Annotated in this window: 14 protein-coding genes; 8 read left to right on the forward strand and 6 right to left on the reverse strand. The window is 72.1% G+C overall.

The window, feature by feature from the left end; genetic code table 11:
- Window positions 1-369 precede the first annotated feature (369 nt).
- Window positions 370-1,155 carry an ABC transporter ATP-binding protein gene (locus FBY40_RS04500; RefSeq protein ID WP_141936763.1) on the forward strand — a complete coding sequence of 262 codons (786 nt, stop codon included), beginning with the start codon at window positions 370-372 and terminating at the stop codon, window positions 1,153-1,155.
- Window positions 1,152-2,621: an ABC transporter permease gene (locus FBY40_RS04505; RefSeq protein ID WP_141936764.1), complete on the forward strand. Its 1,470-nt coding sequence runs from the start codon at window positions 1,152-1,154 to the stop codon at window positions 2,619-2,621. The genes FBY40_RS04500 and FBY40_RS04505 overlap by 4 nt, the downstream gene beginning before the upstream one ends.
- 235 nt (window positions 2,622-2,856) lie before the next feature.
- Here the strand turns inward: FBY40_RS04505 and FBY40_RS04510 are convergent, their stop codons facing one another.
- Window positions 2,857-3,423, reverse strand: a complete 567-nt coding sequence (locus FBY40_RS04510) for a hypothetical protein (protein ID WP_235014568.1) — start codon at window positions 3,421-3,423, stop codon at window positions 2,857-2,859.
- A 52-nt stretch (window positions 3,424-3,475) separates the two neighbouring features.
- Here FBY40_RS04510 and FBY40_RS04515 point away from each other — a divergent pair, with 52 nt between their 5' ends.
- Entirely contained in the window at window positions 3,476-4,156 is a 681-nt protein-coding gene (locus tag FBY40_RS04515) for a 2-phosphosulfolactate phosphatase (RefSeq protein ID WP_141936766.1), read from the forward strand.
- Here FBY40_RS04515 and FBY40_RS04520 read toward each other — a convergent pair.
- The 3 genes from FBY40_RS04520 to FBY40_RS04530 all read right to left on the reverse strand — a co-directional run bounded on the left by FBY40_RS04520 (window position 4,109) and on the right by FBY40_RS04530 (window position 6,194).
- Window positions 4,109-4,663: a SprT-like domain-containing protein gene (locus tag FBY40_RS04520; RefSeq protein ID WP_141936767.1), complete on the reverse strand. Its 555-nt coding sequence runs from the start codon at window positions 4,661-4,663 to the stop codon at window positions 4,109-4,111. The two genes, FBY40_RS04515 and FBY40_RS04520, sit on opposite strands and share 48 nt — an antisense overlap.
- A 30-nt stretch (window positions 4,664-4,693) precedes the next feature.
- Complete coding sequence (locus tag FBY40_RS04525; protein ID WP_124291736.1) at window positions 4,694-5,221, reverse strand: hypothetical protein; 528 nt, start codon at window positions 5,219-5,221, stop codon at window positions 4,694-4,696.
- Window positions 5,222-5,330: 109 nt separating this feature from the next.
- Window positions 5,331-6,194 (reverse strand): spermidine synthase, encoded by an 864-nt coding sequence (locus FBY40_RS04530; protein WP_141936769.1) that lies wholly within the window; start codon window positions 6,192-6,194, stop codon window positions 5,331-5,333.
- A gap of 193 nt (window positions 6,195-6,387) precedes the next feature.
- Here FBY40_RS04530 and FBY40_RS04535 point away from each other — a divergent pair, with 193 nt between their 5' ends.
- The 3 genes from FBY40_RS04535 (at window position 6,388) to FBY40_RS04545 (ending at window position 10,106) form a co-directional block, all read left to right on the forward strand.
- A complete protein-coding gene (locus tag FBY40_RS04535; RefSeq protein WP_141936770.1) occupies window positions 6,388-8,055 on the forward strand; it encodes an ABC transporter substrate-binding protein in 1,668 nt (555 codons plus the stop codon).
- A 90-nt stretch (window positions 8,056-8,145) separates the two neighbouring features.
- Window positions 8,146-9,150: an ABC transporter permease gene (locus FBY40_RS04540; RefSeq protein ID WP_141936772.1), complete on the forward strand. Its 1,005-nt coding sequence runs from the start codon at window positions 8,146-8,148 to the stop codon at window positions 9,148-9,150.
- Window positions 9,147-10,106 carry an ABC transporter permease gene (locus FBY40_RS04545; protein WP_124291732.1) on the forward strand — a complete coding sequence of 320 codons (960 nt, stop codon included), beginning with the start codon at window positions 9,147-9,149 and terminating at the stop codon, window positions 10,104-10,106. The genes FBY40_RS04540 and FBY40_RS04545 overlap by 4 nt, the downstream gene beginning before the upstream one ends.
- A gap of 329 nt (window positions 10,107-10,435) precedes the next feature.
- Here the strand turns inward: FBY40_RS04545 and FBY40_RS04550 are convergent, their stop codons facing one another.
- A complete protein-coding gene (locus tag FBY40_RS04550) occupies window positions 10,436-12,169 on the reverse strand; it encodes an ABC transporter ATP-binding protein (RefSeq protein ID WP_141936773.1) in 1,734 nt (577 codons plus the stop codon).
- Between the two features lie 92 nt (window positions 12,170-12,261).
- Between FBY40_RS04550 and pxpA the strand changes: the two genes are divergently transcribed.
- Together pxpA and FBY40_RS04560 are read left to right on the forward strand one after the other, a co-directional pair.
- Window positions 12,262-13,017 (forward strand): 5-oxoprolinase subunit PxpA, encoded by a 756-nt coding sequence (pxpA, locus tag FBY40_RS04555; protein ID WP_141936775.1) that lies wholly within the window; start codon window positions 12,262-12,264, stop codon window positions 13,015-13,017.
- An 11-nt stretch (window positions 13,018-13,028) separates the two neighbouring features.
- Entirely contained in the window at window positions 13,029-14,696 is a 1,668-nt protein-coding gene (locus FBY40_RS04560; protein ID WP_235014570.1) for an urea amidolyase family protein, read from the forward strand.
- Window positions 14,697-14,710: 14 nt separating this feature from the next.
- Here the strand turns inward: FBY40_RS04560 and FBY40_RS04565 are convergent, their stop codons facing one another.
- Window positions 14,711-17,380: a DUF4062 domain-containing protein gene (locus FBY40_RS04565; RefSeq protein ID WP_141936776.1), complete on the reverse strand. Its 2,670-nt coding sequence runs from the start codon at window positions 17,378-17,380 to the stop codon at window positions 14,711-14,713.
- Window positions 17,381-17,504: the final 124 nt, after the last annotated feature.

The raw sequence follows: 17,504 nt of genomic DNA on the forward strand, positions 1-17,504 counted from the left end.
GCCACCTGAGTGCGTGGGTTCTCATCGAGGTGTCGCGGATGGTCGCGTTCGGGTGTTGCAGCCGACCATTTGTGCCACCTGAGTGCGTGGGTTCTCATCGAGGTGTCGCGGATGGTCGCGTTCGGGTGTTGCAGCCGACCATCTGTGCCACCTGGCTGCGTGGGGCCGGGTACTCCTGCGAGGGTCGCGCGGACCGAGGTGACGCAGATGGTCGCGGTGAGGCTCTGAATCCGACCAGTCGCGCCACCTCCGCGCGCGCCCGGGGGCTGCGCCCTCGCGGAAGCCCGGCCCTGCGTCATCCTTCCGATGTACACGGATCGACCCCGCGGCCGACGCGCCCGCACCCCGCCGATTCCTAGCGTCGAAGGCATGCACATCTCCTCCACAGACCTGGGCCTGGCTGCCCGGGTGCAGCAGCTGACCAAGACCTACGGCACGGGCGACAGCGCGGTGCGCGCGCTCGACGGCGTGACCATCGGCATCCGCCGCGGCGAGTTCACCGCGATCATGGGCCCGTCCGGCTCGGGCAAGTCCACGCTCATGCACGTCATGGCAGGACTCGACGCTCCGACGTCGGGCCGCGCGTGGCTCGGCGACACCGAGATCACCGGCCTGACCGACCTCGAGCTCACCATCCTGCGCCGCCGCCGCGTCGGGTTCGTCTTCCAGGCGTTCAACCTCGTGCCGACCCTCGACGCGATCGGCAACATCCTGCTGCCCTTCGACCTCGACGGGCGGCGTCCCTCCGCACTGGAGCGCGCGCGCATCGATCGGCTCGTCGCATCGCTCGGGCTCTCCTCACGGCTCGGCCACCGCCCGCATCAGCTCTCCGGGGGGCAGCAGCAGCGCGTCGCGATCGCCCGCGCCCTCGCCACCGCCCCCGACGTGGTGTTCGCCGACGAGCCGACCGGCAATCTCGACTCCCGCAGCGGCCGCGAAGTGCTGCGCCTTCTCGCCGATGCCAGCCGCGAGCACGGCCAGTCGATCGCGATGGTCACCCACGACCCCGTGGCAGCCAGTCACGCCGACCGCGTGATCGTGCTCGGCGACGGCCGCATCGCCGCCGACAAGCCGCGACAGAGCGCCGAGGAGATCTCGGCCTTCCTCCTCGCCGGCGAGCTGTCGGGCCCCGCATCCGCGCAGGTGACGGCATGAGCGCGGTCGCCCTGGCGGAGGGAACAGACCGGATGGCGCGGACCGCCGCCCCGCGATGGGCCTTCCTGCGCGAGCGCGGCATGGGCGCGAGCATCCTCGTCGCAGCCATCTCGAGCGCCTTCGGCGTGCTCCTCGTCTCGGTCACGGGGTACCTGGCTGCAATCCTCCGCGCCGACCCCTACATCGGAGACAGCGGGACGCTGGCCTTCGTGCTGAGCTTCCTCACCGTCATCCTCGTCGGCGTCGCCGTCTACGTCGCCGGGATCGTCACCGCGAACACGTTCGCCACGGTGATCGCCGGGCGCACCCGGCAGATCGCGCTCATGCGCCTCATCGGCGCCTCGGCGCGCGCGCAGCGCCAGGAGGTCGCCCGACAGGGACTCGTCGTCGGCATCATCGGCGCTCTCAGCGGCCTCGTCGCCGGCACCGGCGTCGCCGCGCTCGGCGTGGTCGTCGGCACCGAGCTGCTGGGGCTCGACGGCGTTTCGTACGGTGTCGTCACGGGAGAGCTCCTGGTGCCCGCGGTCATCGTCGCGCTCACGACCTGGGTCGCGGCGTGGGCAGGATCGCGGCGGGTGCTGACCGTCACCCCGATGCAGGCCCTCGGGGGCGCCGTCGAGGCCACGCGTGAGGAGGTCGTCCGTCGCACCGGACGCAACCTCACCTCCGTCGTGCTGTTCGCCGTCGGCGGCGCGCTTCTCGCAGCTGGCGTCGCGCTCGGGCTCATCACCCCGCTGGGAGTCGCCGTCGCGTTCATCGGCGGCATCCTGTCCTTCACCGGCATCGCGCTCGGCGCGACCCTTCTCATGCCTCCGGTCCTGCGGCTGATCGGTCGCCTGTTCGGAGGGTCGGCGACGGCGCGGCTGGCCGCCGAGAACGCGCTGCGCTACCCCGAGCGCTCGAGCCGCATGGCGATCGGGGTGGTGATGGGCGTGACGCTCGTGACGATGTTCGCCGTCGCCATCGAGTCGACCAAGGCGGTGCTCACCGCGTCGGCGGGTGGCGAGCTGCCGACCGAGATGGCGGCGGTGCTCGACACCTTCGCCGCGGTCATGATGGGGCTCGTGGCCGTCTCGGCGGTGATCGCCGCGGTGGGCCTGGTGAACCTCCTCACCCTCGGTGTCGTGCAGCGCCGTCGCGAGCTCGGGCTCCTCCGCGCCCTCGGACTCACCGCCCCCCAGGTGCGGCGGGTCGTGCTGCTCGAAGCCGCTCACCTCACCATCGCCGCCCTCGCGACCGGTCTCGTCCTGGGCGTGGCCTACGGATGGGCGGGCGCGCAGTCACTGCTCGGCTCGGTGCCGGGCGATCCGAGTCTCGCGCCGGGACCGACCTTCGTGTGGCCGGCAGTGCCCCTCGTCCCGGTGCTCGTCGTGGTGACGGCGACCGCGGTGCTGACCCTCGTCGCCGCGGTGGTGCCGACCCGCCTCGCGACCCGGGTCGCGCCGGTGGAGGCGCTCGCGGAGTGAGGCGCGGGCCGCGGCGAGCGCCTGCGCGGGCGTGCTCGCCCCGCGGACCGGAGGAGATCGACACACCCAAGGACTCGCGGCGGCGCAGCCGCCTCCCTCGTGTCGATCTCCTCCCGTGTGTCGCCGAGGCTCACCTGCGCGCGACCGAAACCGACCTGCCCCGCCGAGACCCACTTCGTCGCGGTGGGTTTCGGCGCCCAAGGTGGGTTTCGGTGGATGAACGGGCAGCCGGAGGTCAGGAGGCGGGCGGCGCGTCGGATCCCGGCGCGGGCGACGCGTCCGAACCCGGCGCGGACGCCGCGTCAGCGAGCTCCGGCTCGTGTGCCCACGTCGGAGCGAGTGCGCGGATGCGTGCCGCGCGCCACTGCCACGCCGCCCAGAGGCCCGGCCAGAGCACCGGCGCGGCCGCCCCGCCGATGACGAGGCGGTCGCGCCACAGGGTCTTCGTCGGGTCGCCGGGCGCCGGTGACACCGCCATCTGGTGGTCCCAGACGTCGAGGGCCGCAAGCGGCCCGGAGATCGGGATGCCGCTGTCGCGGAAGATGCGGATCGGCCCGTCCGGGCCCTTCAACGTCCGGTCGCTCGCGTGGATGATCTGGCGGCCGAGCGACACCCGCCCGCCGAGGCTCATCTCGACCCCGACCTCCGCTCCCGGCTCCCAGGCGGTCGGCAGGACGTCGGGTTCGAGGGGTGCCAGCTGCACCAGGGGGCCGTACAGTTCGGCGACCGCACGCGGGGAGTGCAGCGCCCGCCAGGCGGCATCCGCATCGCAGTCGATGACGAGCTTGAGCATGATCCGCATGTGCCCACTCTGTCATTCCGCACCGCCCGGCTCGCCCGTTTAGGCTGACGGAATGGCCTCGCCCTTCGATCAATCCCGGTATCAAGTGCGTCTGGACTGGGGGCTCGACGCCCTCGCGCGCCTCGCACCCGCCGACATCGTGGTCGTCGTCGACGTGCTCCGCTTCTCCAGCACGGTGATCGACGCGGTCGAGCGAGGCGAGGAGATGATGCTGGATGACGCGGCCTTCGCCGTGTCACTCAACGGCGCCCGGGTCGCCGCGGCCGCAGCCGCCGCCGCAGGCCCCGACCAGACCGGCCCCCACGCGGTCGAGGACGAACCGTCCGGCCCGGTCGTGCTCCTCGCGGGACTGCGCAACGCCTCCGCCGTCGCTCAGGCGATCGCCGATGAGCAGGAGCGCCGTGGCCGCCGCACCTCGATCTCGATCATCCCCGCCGGCGAGCGCGGTCACGGCGGGGCGCCGCTGCGCTTCGCCGTCGAGGATCTCCTCGGCGCCGGCGCCGTCATCGACGCCCTCACCACCCGGGGGATCGACCACTCCTCGCCCGAGGCCGCCACGGCGGGCGAAGCGTTCCGCGGCCTCCGCGGCGCCGTGCGTCACCTCCTCACCGCGAGCGGCTCGGGGCAGGAACTCATCGAGAAAGACCTGCGGCCAGACGTCGTCCGCGCCGCCGAGATCGACGCCTCAGACGCGGTGCCGATCGTGCGCGGGCCCCGCATCGTCGGGCTCTGACGCGCGCGAAGCAGCATCCGCTCGCGGTGTCATCGCCGCCAGCCGGGTCGCAGCCGAGATCTCGCGTCGCGTCCAGGTGAACAGATGACGGCGGTCGAAATGCGGCGCGCACGCGACGCACGACGTCGCCCGCGGCGGGCGCCGATGCCGGTACGCGGTGTGCCCGGCGGGGCACACCCCCACCCACGGCGCGAGCTCGACGGCAGTCTCGCCGTCGTGGGTCGTTCCCCCGACGTAGCCCAGACTTCGCGCGATGCGCTTCCACTCGGCGCCGTGTCCGGCCGCCGGCCCGGCGAGGGCGTGGGCCACCTCGTGCAGCAGCGTCTGGTGATTGGTGTCGTCGTCGTACCGCGCCGACAGGTAGCGCGAGACGCTGATGCGTTTGCGCCGGAAGTCGCAGAGGCCGGCACGCCGCTTGGCGTTGTCGAAGCCGAAGGACCAGGAGGGATCGAGGTGCTGCCGGATCAGCGCGGTCGCCCAGACGCGCACACGTTCAGGTTCTGACATACCCGAGACGGTAGAACGTACCTACGACACTCAGCTCGCGACCGACGACCGCATGCGCCGCCGCTCGGACGCGTCGATCGCCAACAGCGTCGATTCGAGCTGATCGTCGGGAGCCCCCGACTCCTGCCGGAGGAACAGCGCGCGCTTGAAGTCGGTGCGCGCGGCGTCGTAGTCCTCGCCGTCGTAGCGGGTCTTGCCGCGGTGCTGGTAGGCGAAGGCCGCGATTCCCGACCAGCCCTGGCCGTCGGCCTCTTCGGCGCACGCGGTGAGTTCCTGCTCGGCGGCGGCGAGCTGTCCGCGCACCTGCAGCACGGTGGCATGGAGGATCCGGGCGCGCAGCAGGTCTTTGCGTGTCCCCGCCATCCGCGCCACGCGCACCGACTGCTCCGAGAGCACCAGCGCGTCATCGAGTCGATCGAGCACCTTCAGCAGCCACACGCGCTCCAGGAGCGCCGGCAGGCTCCGCTGCTCGCCGATCTCGTCCAGGCGCCCCTCGCAGCGGACAGGGTCGACCTGCTCCCGCAGGGTGTCGGGGTCGTATCCCAGGATGTAGCTCATGATCGACTCCTTCCACGCTCGAGGGTCCCGCGCCCACGCTCCCCCAGTCTGCGCGACCGCGGCGCCGGCGCCGGCGTGGCACGCCGCAGGGCGGCATCCGGATCGGAATTCACCGTTCGAAGACGGATGCCGCGGGCTTGGGCGACGGCGTCGCGTCGCCGTCGGTCGCGATGCGCGCGCCGCGCACGAACTCGACGATCTCCTCGCCCTCGGCCACCTTCGCGGGGTGAGGGCCAGCGGCCATCAGCCGCGGCAGCCACTGGGTCGGAAGGGGCGTGGGCGAGGCGGCGACCACGAGGTTGCCGAACCGGCGACCCTTCAGCGTCTGCACCTCGGCCAGCACGATGACGTGGGGGAGCACCTCGCGCACCGTCGCCACCTGACGACGGGCGAAGGCGAGCCCCGCCCCGTCGGCGACATTGATCAGCAGCACGCCGTCGGACGCGAGGAGGGCGGCGGCCTCGCGGTAGAACTCCACCGTCGTCAGGTGCGCCGGGGTCTGCGCGCCGGCGTAGACGTCGGAGACGAGCACGTCGACGGCGCCGACCAGGGCGCGCGGAAGCCGGGCCAGGCCCCGTCGGGCGTCGCCGATCCGCACCCGGATCGCCGCGCCGCGCGGAAGGGGCAGATGCTCGCGCACGAGCTCGACCAGGGGCTGCTCGAGCTCGATGACCTGCTGGCGCGACCCCGGCCGGGTCGCCTCGATGTACCGCGGCACCGTCAGCGCGCCGGCCCCCAGGTGCACGGCGGTGAGGGGCTGACCCGGGAGCTTCAGACGATCGATCACCGCCGCCATCCGCGACACGTACTCGAAGTGCAGGTGCGTGGGGTCGTCGAGGTCGACGTGCGACTGCGGAGTGCCGTCGACGATGAGCTCCCAGCCGGTGTCGTACTCCGACGGCGCGATCGTCGCCAGCGTGCCGTCACCGAGCCTCGCCGAGGGTCGCACCTGTTCCACCCGAGCGCGCGCCATGGCTCAACGCTAGTCCGCGGCATCCCCTCCTCCTCCCCCGGCCGTCGAAACAGAATCGCAACCTCACCGTGACCATCCGCGCGACGGCGCGCGGGTACGGTCGAGGGATCACACTCCGTGGGCCGGTGCTGTCACACACATCGCTGTGCTCGCGACCCGAAAGGGACCCTCAAAAAGGAAGGTGCAGTACACGATGCTTCACTCAACGAGAAAGCGCCTGCTCGCCGGCGCTGCCGCCCTCGCCATCGGATCGCTGATCCTGACGGCCTGCGCGAGCCAGCGCGAGGAGGGCGGCGGAAGCGAGGAGCCGAGCGACGTCGACTCGACGTTCATCTTCGGCGCCTCCGGTGACGTGTCGAGCCTGGATCCGGCGTTCGCCAGCGACGGCGAATCGTTCCGCGTCTCCCGGCAGATCTTCGAAGGCCTCGTGGGCGTCGAGCCCGGGACGGCCGACCCCGCGCCGCTCCTGGCCAGCAGCTGGGAGCAGTCCGAGGACGGACTGAGCTACACCTTCACCCTCGAGGAAGGCGTCACCTTCCACGACGGCACCCCCTTCAACGCCGAAGCGGTGTGCTTCAACTTCGACCGCCAGAACAACTTCACCGGCATCGCCCAGAGCGAGAGCCTGTCGTACTACTGGGGCAAGCTCATGCGCGGCTACGCCGACACGGGCACCTCGATCTACGGCGGGTGCGAGCCGAACGGTGACACCGAGGTCACCGTCACGCTGACCGAGCCGTTCGCCGGGTTCATCCCCGCGCTGTCGCTGCCCGCCTTCGCGATGCAGAGCCCGACCGCGCTGGAGGAGTACGGCGCCGATGACGTCGGCGGCACCTCCGAGGCCCCGACCCTCAGCGAGTACGCCACGGGGCACCCGACCGGCACCGGTCCGTTCCAGTTCGAGTCGTGGGACCCGGGCAGCACCACCACCCTCACCGCCTACGAGGACTACTGGGGCGAGCAGGGCGTCGTCGAGGAGATCATCTTCCAGGTGATCGGCGACACCACCGCGCGGCGCCAGGCGCTGGAATCCGGCAGCATCGACGGCTACGACCTCGTCGCCCCCGCCGACCTCGGCGCGCTGGAAGAGGCGGGCTTCACCCTCATCAACCGCGACCCGTTCAACGTGCTCTACCTCGGCATGAACCAGGCCGTTCCCGAGCTGGCCGATGAGCGCGTCCGCCAGGCGATCGCCCACGCGATCGACAAGGAGCAGCTGATCACCCAGGTGCTCCCCGAGGGCACCGAGGTCGCCACGCAGTTCATGCCCGACAGCGTGATCGGCTGGAACCCCGACGTCGCCACCTACGAGTACGACCCCGAGCAGGCCCAGGCGCTGCTGGCCGAGGCGGGCTTCGACGAGTCGAACCCCCTCACCATCACGTTCAACTACCCGGTCAACATCTCGCGGCCGTACATGCCCAACCCCGAGCAGATCTTCACCAACCTGCAGTCTCAGCTCGAGGCGGTCGGCATCGTGCTCAACCCGGTCTCGAACGAGTGGGGCGAGTACCTCGACCTCATCCAGGGCGGCAGCGAGCACGGCATCCACCTGCTCGGCTGGACCGGTGACTACAACGACCCCGACAACTTCGTGGGGACCTTCTTCGGCGCCCCGTCGAACGAGTGGGGCTTCGACAACGGCGAGATCTTCAGCGCGTTGACCACCGGTCGTGGCCTCGCCACGGCCGAGGAGCAGGAGTCGGCCTACGCCGACGCGAACGCGCAGATCATGGAGTTCCTCCCCGGGATTCCGCTCGCCCACCCGGTGCCGACCCTCGTCTTCGACGAGCGCGTCACCTCGTACCCGGCGAGCCCCGTGCAGGACGAGGTCTACAACCTGGTCGAGCTCTCCGAGTAACGACGATCCGGATGTCGCGGCGCGGCCTGAGACGCCGCGCCGCGACATCCGCTCGTCTTCTCCTCCGCTCGTCGTCGAAGGCTGTCTTCCGTGATTCGCACCATCGGCAAGAGGATCCTCTTGCTCATCCCGACGCTGTTCGGGTTGTCCGTCCTGCTGTTCCTCTGGGTCCGCGCCCTGCCGGGCGGTCCCGCCGTCGCGCTCCTCGGTGAGCGGGCGACCCCTGAGGCGGTCGCCGAGATCAACCGCCTCTACGGGTTCGACCGGCCGCTGTTCGAGCAGTACATCATCTGGCTCGGGCGCCTGCTGCAGGGCGACTTCGGCACGTCCATCCAGACCGGGCGGGCCGTCACCGAAGAGTTCTGGCGCCGTTTCCCGGCGACCCTCGAGCTCTCCAGCGCCGCGCTGCTCATCGCCGTCGGCGTCGGCATCCCCCTCGGATACTGGGCCGCCCGCCGGCACGGCAAGGCCACCGACCACCTCACCGTGGCCGCGAGCCTCCTCGGCATCACGATCCCGGTGTTCTTCCTCGCGTTCCTGCTGAAGTGGGTGTTCGCGGTGCAGCTGGGCTGGCTGCCGTCGGAGGGTCGGCAGGATCCGCGCATCGATGCGACCCACTACACGAATTTCTACATCCTCGACGGGATCATCACCGGCGAATGGGATGCCGCGTGGGACGCGATCCTGCACCTGATCCTGCCCGCGGTGGCGCTGGCGACGATCCCGCTCGCGATCATCGTGCGCATCACCCGCGCGTCGGTGCTCGAGGTGCAGAACGCCGACTACGTCCGCACCGGCATGGCCAAGGGCGTGCCACGGGGCACGATCCGCGGGCGGTTCATCCTGCGCAACGCCCTGCTCCCTGTCGTGACGACGGTGGGTCTGCAGACGGGGCTGCTCATCTCGGGGGCGGTGCTCACCGAGACGGTGTTCGCGTTCCCCGGCATCGGATCGTTCCTCGCCCGCGCCATCTTCACCCGTGACTTCCCGGTGCTGCAGGGCTTCATCATCTTCATCGCGATCGCGTACGCCCTGATCAACCTGATCGTGGATGTCTCGTACAGCTTCATCGACCCGAGAGTGAGGGTCCAATGACCTCGGCGATGCTTCCCCCCGCCCCCAGCGGCGGTCCGGTCGACGACACGGCGATCGATGACCGGGAGCTGCTGGGCGCGCAGGTGCGCGGCGGCTTCTGGCGCGACGTGTTCCGGCGTCTGCGCCGGAACCCCTCGGCATGGGTGGGTGCGGTCATCATCGCCCTGTTCATCCTCGTGGCCGCCCTCGCGCCCGTGCTCGCGCCCTACGGTCCGACCGAACTGCCGGGGCAGCGGTACATCACCCCGACCTACATCCCGGGTCCGGGAGAGCTCCCGCAGTTCCCGCTCGGGCTCGACCGCTTCGGCGGCGATGTGCTGTCCAAGCTCATCTGGGGTGCGCAGGCGTCGCTCACGATCGGCGTGGTCTCGACCGCGTTCGGTCTTCTCGGCGGCATGCTGCTCGGCCTCATCGCCGGCGCGTTCGGCGGCTGGGTCGACGTCGTCGTGATGCGCTTCGTCGACATCCTGCTCTCGGTGCCGTCGCTGCTGCTGGCGGTGTCGATCGCGGCGATCCTCGGGCAGACCCAGCTGTCGGTGATGATCGCGATCGGTGCCGCGCAGGTGCCGGTGTTCGCACGGCTTCTGCGCGCGTCGATGCTCCAGCAGCGGTCGGCCGACTACGTGCTGTCGGCCCAGACGCTCGGCCTCGGCCGCGGCAAGATCACGATGAGCCACGTGCTGCCCAACGCCATCGGTCCGGTCATCGTGCAGGGCACACTGTCGCTCGCGACCGCGGTCATCGAGGCGGCGGCGCTGTCGTTCCTCGGTCTCGGCGGCGGGCTTCCGCAGACCGCGGAGTGGGGGCGCATGCTCACCTACGCGCAGCTCGAGCTCGCGATCGCGCCGTGGCTGGCGTTCCTGCCCGGCGCCTGCATCACGATCACCGCGCTCGGGTTCACCCTGCTCGGCGAGGCGCTGCGCGAAGCGATGGATCCCCGCACCCGCGCGCGGTAGCGCCGCTCGGTCGTCCCTGCGCTCTTCTGCCCGCTTCGCTTCCCCCGTCACGTTCGGCCCTTCCTCGCGCGGGTGAAGGGCGAATCGTGTCGGGGCAGCGGCGGGTGCCCCCAACGAGGCGAGCGTCGCCGCCGGCGTTCGCTGGACGCGATCGGCGCGTCGGCTCGACCGTTCGTGACAGGCGAGCGTCGCCGCCGGCGTTCGCTGGACGCGATCGGCGCGTCGGCTCGACCGTTTGCGTCAGTGGAGTGCCGGCACGCGGGGCGCCGACCTCGGCGAAGCGGTGACGCCCGCCGCTCGACGCCCGCCGCCGCGAAGCGGGAGAGGGGTCAGACCGCGATGTCGAGCTCGTTGCCCGGGATCGAGGCGAGCAGGCGCCGGGTGTACGGGTCGCGCGGGTTGGTGAAGATCTCCTCGCCCGACGCGGCCTCCACGAGGTGCCCGTCCTTCATCACGCAGACGTAGTCGCTGATCAGCCGCACCACCGCGAGGTCGTGCGAGATGAAGAGGTAGCTCAGCCCGTACTCGCGCTGCAGGTCGCGCAGAAGCCGCAGGACCTGATCCTGCACGAGCACGTCGAGCGCCGAGACGGGCTCGTCGCAGACGATCAGCTCGGGAGACAGGGCGAGAGCCCGGGCGATCGCGACGCGCTGACGCTGGCCTCCCGACAGCTCCGACGGGTACCGGCGCATCATCGAGGCCGGCAGCGCCACATCATCCAGCAGCTGCCGCACCCGCTTGGTGCGCTCGGCCGACGACCCGCGCCGGTAGAACTCCAGCGGCTCCTCGATCAGTCGCTCGATGGTGAACATCGGGTTCAGCGACGAGTAGGGGTCCTGGAAGATCGGCTGCACCTTCTGGCGGAAGTCCTTCAGCGCCCTCCCCTTGAGGGTCGACACGTCGACCCCGTCGAACGAGATGGTGCCACTCGTCGGTTCGACGACCTTCAGCATCATCCGGGCGGTGGTGGTCTTGCCCGATCCCGACTCCCCGACGATCGCGACGGTCTGTCCGCGCGGGATCGCGAACGAGACGTCCTTGACCGCGACGAAGTCCTCTTTCCGTCCGCGCACCGGGAAGGTCTTGGTCAGACCCTCGACCTCGACGATGTGATCCGGGGCCGCCTCGGCACCGGCCGGCGCCGCCGGCGCGCTCTCGACGACGGAGACGGATGCCGCGGGCGCGGCCGGCTCGGCGGCATCCGTCTTCTCGACCCGGCGGAAGGCCTCGGGACGCAGCCGCACCGCCGCCACCGACGGGGCGGCCTTCACCAGCGCCTGGGTGTACGGCTGCTGCGGGTCTTCGAGGATCTGGCGCGCAGGCCCCTGCTCGACGATGCGCCCGCGGTGCATGACGACCACGCGCGAGGCGCGTTCGGCGGCGAGGCCGAGGTCGTGCGTGATGAGCATCACCGAGGTGCCCGTGTCGCTGGTCATCCGGTCGAGCTGATCGAGGATCGTCTTCTGCACCGTCACGTCGAGCGCGCTCGTGGGCTCGTCGGCGATGAGGAGCTTGGGGTTGCACGCCAGGCCGATCGCGATGAGCGCGCGCTGACGCATACCGCCGGAGAACTCGTGCGGGTACTGTTTGGCGCGGGCGGCGGCGTCGGGAAGACCCGCCGCCTCGAGCGTCTCGACGACCCTGCGGTCGACGTCCTTGCGGGTGGCGAGGCCGTGCGCGAGCAGGGTCTCGGCGACCTGGGTGCCGATCTTGGCGACCGGGTTGAGGTTCGACATCGGGTCCTGCGGCACGAGGCCGATCGAGCGGCCGCGCACCTGGCGCATCACCGACTCGGGCGCCCCGACGAGGTTCTCGCCCTCGAAGAGGATGCTGCCCTGCGTCACCCGCCCGTTGCCCGGGAGGAGCCCGATCACCGCCATCGCCGTGGTCGACTTCCCCGATCCCGACTCGCCGACGATGGCGAGGGTCTCGCCGGCGGCGAGATCGAGGTCGACCCCTTCGACGGCGTGGACCGTCCCGTCGACGGTGCGGAACTCCACGGCCATGTCGCGGACCTGCAGCAGCGGCGTCCCTGCCGCGGGCCGCTCGAAAGATCGAGGCATCCCCCCATCCTGCCCCGGCGCGTGCGCCGGCGCACCCGGCGCAGGGAGCCTTTACGCATCCGTAACGTTGCCGCGCGGCGTAGCGTGAAGACATGGGCGTGATCGACCTCAATGCCGACCTGGGTGAGACGGTCGACGGGATGCCGACGGCCGACGACGACGCGATGTTCGCCGTGATCTCCAGCGCGAGCATCGCCTGCGGCGGCCACGCGGGCGATGAGAGGTCGATGCGCGAGGCGGTGGCACGCGCGGCGGTTCACGGCGTGGCCGTCGGGGCGCATCCGTCCTATCCGGATCCGGCGAACTTCGGCCGGGTGCCGATGGCGCTCGCGCCTGCGGATCTGCGGGTCGAAGTCGCGGCGCAGCTCCGGTCGCTGGCGACGGCGGGCGCCGACATCCGGTACGTCAAGCCTCACGGCGCCCTGTATCACGCCGTCTCCGCCGACGCGGGGTCGGCGCGGGCGGTGGCCGAGGCGGTCGCCGAACTTGCCGGGGCGCAGGGACGCGCCGTGCCGATCCTCGGGATGCCGGGGGAGATCGCCCGGGCCGCCGAATCGGCCGGCCTGCCCTTCGTCGTCGAGGCGTTCCTCGACCGCGGATATCTGCCCGGCGGGGGTCTCGTGCCCCGGGGGCGCCCCGGTGCGGTGTTGGATGACGCGGCGGCGGCCGCGGAGCGGGCGATCCGGCTGGCACGATCGGGCGAGGTCGTCGCCGCCGACGGGTCGGTGCTGATCGTCGCAGCGTCGTCGCTCTGCCTGCACGGCGATTCACCGGCCGCGGTGGCGATGGGGGAAGCGGTGCGACGCGCGCTGGATGACGCCGGCGTCGCCGTGCGGGCGCCGTGGTGAACATGCTGCCGATGGGAGACCGCGCGATCCTCGTCGAGGTCGCGGGACTCGACGAGGTGCTCGCGCTGCACGCCCGCCTCGTCGCCGGAGTGCCGCCCGGGGTCATCGACATCGTCCCCGCGGCGCGCACCGTGCTCATCACCGTCGACCCCGCGGTGATGAGCCTGTCGCGCGCGCGGGCGTGGGTGACGGATGCCACGGCCGCGGCCCCGACGGCGGACGCGCCGGCGGCCGCGGAGGTCGTGGTCGACATCCGCTACGACGGCCCCGACCTCGAGGAGACCGCGGAGCTGTTCGGCATGTCGGCATCGGAGCTCGCCGGGCGCCACGCGGCGGCGGCCTGGACCGTCGCCTTCACCGGCTTCGCGCCCGGTTTCGGGTACCTGGTGAGCGATGCGTGGCCCTTCGACGTGCCGCGGCTCGACACCCCGCGGACCCGCGTCCCGGCCGGGGCGGTGGGGGTCGCCGGGGTGTTCTCGGGGGCGTATCCGCGCGAGACCCCCGGCGGGTGGCGACTCCTCGGCACGACGGACGCGCCGCTCTTCGACCCTGCGGGCGAGAATCCGGCGCTCCTCGTCCCGGGCATGCGGGTGCGGTTCCGCCCGGTCGCCGGGGACAAGCGCACCCTCGCGGGGGACGAGCGCACCCTCGCGGGGGACGAGCGCACCCTCGTGGGGGGCGAGCGCACCCTCGTGGGGGGCGAGCGCACCCTCGCCGGGGGCGAGCGCACCCTCGCCGGGGGCGAGCGCACCCTCGCGGGGGGCGAGTACACCCTCGCGGGGGCGGCGGGGGCGGCGGGGGCGGGGGCGGCGGCGATCCGCGTCGAGGAACCGGGACTGCTCGCCACGGTCCAGGACCTCGGCCGTCCCGGCTCGGCGGCCCTCGGCATCTCCGGTTCGGGTGCGATGGACCGCCGCGCGCTCGGCGCCGCGAACCGACTCGTGGGCAACCCCGGTGATGCGGCGGCGATCGAGATCACCCTTGGCGGCTTCCGCGCCGTCGCCCTCGCCGACCTGTGGTTCGCCGTCACCGGCGGCCGCGGTCCGCTCCGGCTCGCGGGGCGCGACATCGACCCCTACGTGGCGCACCGCTGGCCCGCCGGCGCCGAGCTCGAGGTCGGGTGGATCGAGCGGGGCGCCCGGGCGCTTCTCGCCCTCCGCGGCGGTGTCGACGGGCCGGTGGTCCGCGGGTCGCGGGCCACCGACATTCTCTCGGGTCTCGGGCCCGCCCGCCTCACCGCGGGCCGCGTGCTGAGCGTCGGCGCCGACCCGACCACTCCCGTCCCGCCCGCCCCCGACGCGCCGTGGGGCGCGCCCGACGGCGAGGATCTCGAGATCGACCTCGCGCCGGGGCCGCGCGCGGACTGGTTCGCCGACGACGCCCGCGCGACCCTCTTCGAGGCGACGTGGACCGTCTCGGGCGCCGCCGACCGCGTCGGCATCCGCCTCGACGGTCCGTCGCTCGCCCGCGCGCGCAGCGGCGAGCTCCCGAGTGAGGGGATGGTGCCCGGCGCCCTGCAGGTGCCGCCCTCCGGCCGGCCGACGATCCTCGGACCCGACGCCCCGGTCACCGGCGGCTACCCCGTGATCGCGGTCGTCGCGGATGCTTCTCGCGACGCGCTCGCCCAGGCCCGGCCGGGCAGTCGCATCCGCTTCCGCCACTCGCGACCGACCGAGTGAGCGGCGGTCGCCGCTCACCAGCGGGCGACCAGCGATGACGCCTCGGCCCGTGCGTCGGCCGGAAGAGCCAGCGCCAGCGCCTCGGCCAGGGTGAGCTCCGCGCCGCGACGTTCCCCGGCGGCGACCGCATCGGGGTCGGTGGCGCGCATGGCGTCCAGCTGGGGGGTGTGGACGGTGAAGGCCTCGGCGTCGAACACGCCGATGCGATGGCGGATGACGGCGGCCACCGCCGACAGCGCGCCCGCCCGCTCGCCGTCCCCGCGTGCCGCGGCGACGGCGCACAGCCCCTCGAGTCCGTAGGCGATCCCCTCTTCGAAGTGCAGGCGCAGCGACACCAGGAGCGTCCGCACGCACTGCGCTTCGGCGGTGTCGATCTCGCCGCGGACGAGCTGCAGTCGCGCGAGGTGATTGCCGGCGACCGACGTGGTGAAGAGGTCGCCGCCGGCGGCGGCCGCCGCGGTGGCGCGGTCGAAGTGTCCCAGCGCGTCGTCGGTGAGCCCGCGGAGCCACGCCAGTCGTCCGCGTGCGACCTCGGTGATGGCCTCGGCCCAGGTGTTGCCGAGGTCGTGGAGCCGCTCGACGGCGGTCGTGAGCTCGCGATCGGCGGTGTCGAGGTCGGGCAGCTCGAGCTGCAGCCGCGCCGTCGCCCGCGCGGCGAGCGCCATCGCCGCGGCATCCTCGTCGCCGCTCTCCTCGAACAGTCGGATGCACTCCCCGAGACCGGCCACCGCCTCTTCGCTCGGACGCTGCCACATCTCGCCCCACAGGGCGAAGAACCACGCGACCGCGCGGGTGTGCTGGGTGATCGGCTGGTCTTTGCCGAGAAGCTCCAGCATCCACACCCGCACCTCGGCGAAGAATCCGGCCACCCACCAGTAGATGAGGAGCGACCATGCGAAGTCCCCGGCGTCGTCGAGTCGGTCGGTGTGGATGAGATGACGCACCGCCGCGCGGAGGTTCGGGAGATCCAGGCCCAGCTCCGCAACCGCATCCGCCTGCCCCGGTCCGCCCAGCCGGGGCGCGATGCGCGCGACGAGCTCGCGGTAGTGGTCGGCGTGCGCGGTCCGCACTGTGGCGGCGTCGCCCCGCTCCTTCAGTCGCCCCACCGCGTACTCGCGCACCAGGGCCAGCAGCGAGAAGACCGGTCGGCCGTCGACGTCGACGGGTTTGACGAGTGAGGAGTCGACGAGGGCCGCGAGATCCTCCATCGCCTCCGCGCCCCAGGATCGGCCGCGCCCGATCGCCTCCACCGCGTCGAAGGTGAACCGGGTGGCGAAGACGCCGAGATCCTCGAGCATGGCGCGCTGCGAGGGCGGCAGGAGGCTCACGCTCCACTCGATGGTGGCCCGCATCGTGCGGTGCCGGTCGGGGAGGTCGCGCACCGCCGCGGTGAGGAGCGGCAGGCTCTGCTCCAGGCGCTCGGCGATCCCGCGGGTGCCGAGGACCCGCACCTTCGCCGCCGCCAGCTCGATGCCCAGCGGCAGGCCCTCCAGGCGACGGCAGATGTCGGCGACGTCCTGCGCGTTGGCGTCTGACAAGACGAAGTCGGGGCTCACCGCGCTCGCGCGGTCGGCGAACAGGCGGCACGCGGGGGTGGTGCGCACCCGCTCCCGTGTGGCGCGCGTCCACGAGTCGGGGACGGGCAGTCCCGAGACGTCGTAGACCTGCTCTCCGCGGATGTGGAGCACGATGCGACTGGTGACGAGGAAGGTCGCCATGGGCGAGGCGTGCGAGAGGCACACCAGCAGGGGAGCGGCCTCGATCACCTGCTCGAAGTTGTCGAGGACCACGAGCACGCGGCGTCCGGACAGTGCCCGCGCGATGCGTTCCTCCAGCGGTGCCTCGCCGTTGTCGCGCACGCCGAGGGAGTAGGCGATCGTGGGCACGACGAGTCCCGGTTCGAGGACGCCCTCCAGGAGGACGAAGTACACCCCGTCGGGGAAGAGGTCCTCGCTCGCCCGGGCGACCTCGATCGCCAGCCTGCTCTTGCCGACTCCGCCGGGCCCGATGAGACTGACCACGTGGGCGGACCCGGTCAGAAGGTCGCGGACCGCCGCGACATCCCCCTCCCGCCCGATCGTCGAGGTGTACGGGACGGGCACCTTCGGCGCCGCGGCCGGGACGACGTCCGAGACCTCGCGATCGGCCAGGGGGCGAGAGGCATCGAAGCGCTCGGCGAGGAGGGTGGCCAGGTCGTCGCGGACGTGGCGTCGCAGCTCGTCGGTCGACGTGAAGGAGAGGTACGCGGCGGTATCGTCGTTCCGGATGCGGTCGATGAGGGCGACCAGGCGTGGATCGCGCTGCTCGGAGGTGCGGATGTAGATGAGCTTCGGCATCTCGCGGGGGGCGAGGTTGTACTCGTCCTCCAGCCCTGAGACCTCCTCCTCCGGCGCCACCCACCCGTAGCTGTCGCCGTAAATCCCGACGAACACGTCGCTCTGCGCGAGGTACGAGCGGTAGAGCGCGCGAGGCGGATGCGGCCGGGCGCCGAGCTCGAACATCACCGGCGCCAGACGCAGGCTCTCGATGGCATCGCGCACCGCGACGCGCTCGTCGGCGAGTTCGCGCAGGGTCGAGCTGACGAAGATCCGCAGGCGCTGGTCGGGCGTGCGGATGATCCGCTCGTGCCCCGCCACGGTCGCGGACTCGACGAGCCCGGCGGTGGCGGCGTCGCCCCCCGTCATGCAGACATCATGGCCTCACCAGGGGTTCTCCGCCAGATGCCGGGGAATGCCGGGGGTTTTTGCGGGGTTATACCCGAGGAACATCAACTCGTCAAGGATTGCGCTGGACACGGCGCGTCATCCG

The organism is Microbacterium sp. SLBN-154, from assembly GCF_006715565.1.
Classification (GTDB): domain Bacteria; phylum Actinomycetota; class Actinomycetes; order Actinomycetales; family Microbacteriaceae; genus Microbacterium.